This is a genomic window from Geminocystis sp. M7585_C2015_104 (assembly GCA_015295805.1).
Lineage (GTDB): Bacteria > Cyanobacteriota > Cyanobacteriia > Cyanobacteriales > Cyanobacteriaceae > DVEF01.
Genome location: DVEF01000009.1, coordinates 1 through 1341, shown reverse-complemented (window position 1 = coordinate 1341; position 1341 = coordinate 1). Strand labels below are relative to the sequence as shown.

At 41.6% G+C, this 1341-nt stretch carries 3 protein-coding genes; 1 reads left to right on the top strand and 2 read right to left on the bottom strand.

The window, feature by feature from the left end:
- Positions 1–154, top strand: a 154-nt coding sequence (locus IGQ44_01000; GenBank protein ID HIK36558.1) for a carbohydrate porin, incomplete at its 5' end; no start/stop codon positions are given.
- Between the two features lie 66 nt (positions 155–220).
- Here the strand turns inward: IGQ44_01000 and IGQ44_00995 are convergent.
- Together IGQ44_00995 and IGQ44_00990 are read right to left on the bottom strand one after the other, a co-directional pair.
- On the bottom strand, positions 221–409 hold the full coding sequence (locus tag IGQ44_00995) for a hypothetical protein (GenBank protein HIK36557.1): 189 nt from the start codon (positions 407–409) through the stop codon (positions 221–223).
- Between the two features lie 734 nt (positions 410–1143).
- The coding region (locus tag IGQ44_00990) for a hypothetical protein (GenBank protein HIK36556.1) at positions 1144–1341 on the bottom strand (198 nt) is incomplete at its 5' end.

The window sequence follows — 1341 nt, the reverse complement described above, 5'->3', positions numbered from 1 at the left end:
GTCCTGGATAATTGAGGGGCAATACAACTATCCCATAAACGACAACATTTCTATCACCCCCGGTATATATGCTATCTTCAACCCCAACAACACCAGAGACACTGGCGACAACACCATCGTGGTAGGGGTGTTGCGCACCGTGTTCAGATTCTAGTCCATAGCTAACACCCCCAACTATGAGGGGCTCATAAAGGGCCCCTTTTTTATTTGGTTTATTTGACTAGTTGATTAGTATCTCACCATCACTTATTCGTTTCTGTAACTCTCGCCACAGTTTCATCTCTTCGGGTGTAACCTTTTTGTCCTCGTAGATAGCCTGTCTAATCATTTCTGTTTCCGCCCTAGACAATACCCCGTCTGCCAATGCCCTTTCGATGAGTTTTTTGATTTTTTCCAGATTCTCTGACATAATCTCCTCCCCTAGTAATGGCTGACTTAATTGTAGCTATATTTTTTTTTCTTTATGTTTGTTTTTTATTACAATCCCTACTGGACTACTAATTCTAAAATTTCTATTATTTTTTTCACAATGCAATAAACGTCAAGTATTATGATTTGTAAAACACTGGGTGGTGATTTTCTGCGTATGGCCGTTGATGTGGCCTTGAACTACCACCGGCAATATAACGCCCGGGATAAACAACATCCAGTCACGGTTTAGTCACGGCCAATGCCATCTAAACGGGAGATAATTTAAACAAAAATACGGTAATTACTAATAGTAAATGCCATCTAAAAAGAAAAGATATTTGTCAATATTGGGAAGCAATCTGAGAGAAAAAACAAGAATTTTGATGGTAATAAAAAAACTGGTTCAATGGGCATTGAGATAGGGAAATAAAATTGGCTGTATTTTTAGCTGTTTTGTACTTCAAAAACATTGAGCTTTAGCAGTGTATTCCAAAGCCTGACGCAGTCTATTGGCAGCATCATAAATAAATAGACATGTGGCGAATGCCATCTCCCAGACAATGCAGTGGCATATCAGAATCAGGAGGTGGACTGCATTCTCACCCTGTTATCATACAAGTCAGGGCACAACGAGGGGCGGTATCAAATAATTTCCCTGAGAATTTTCTGGCTCAGGGTGGCCGACATCTGCTAACATGAACTAGTATCCCCTGTCAACCCTCTGTTAACTAATCAAAGTCTGAGGGTTGTCATCGCCATAGCAACCCCCCATCTGTGGCGGTAAATCATGGACATAAGAAGGGTATCAAAACCATCAAGCCAATACGCCAGTCTGGGATTTTTCTCCCGCAAGGAATAGCCCTTACAATAGTAGTGTGGTATAGGCCGGCACTCTTCCTCCTGCAATTCTTTTCCTCCCGAGTCGGCCCT

Excerpts from the sequence above, each read along its gene's own strand:
- IGQ44_00995 (HIK36557.1), bottom strand. The coding sequence starts at position 409 with ATGTCAGAGAATCTGGAAAAAATCAAAAAACTCATCGAAAGGGCATTG.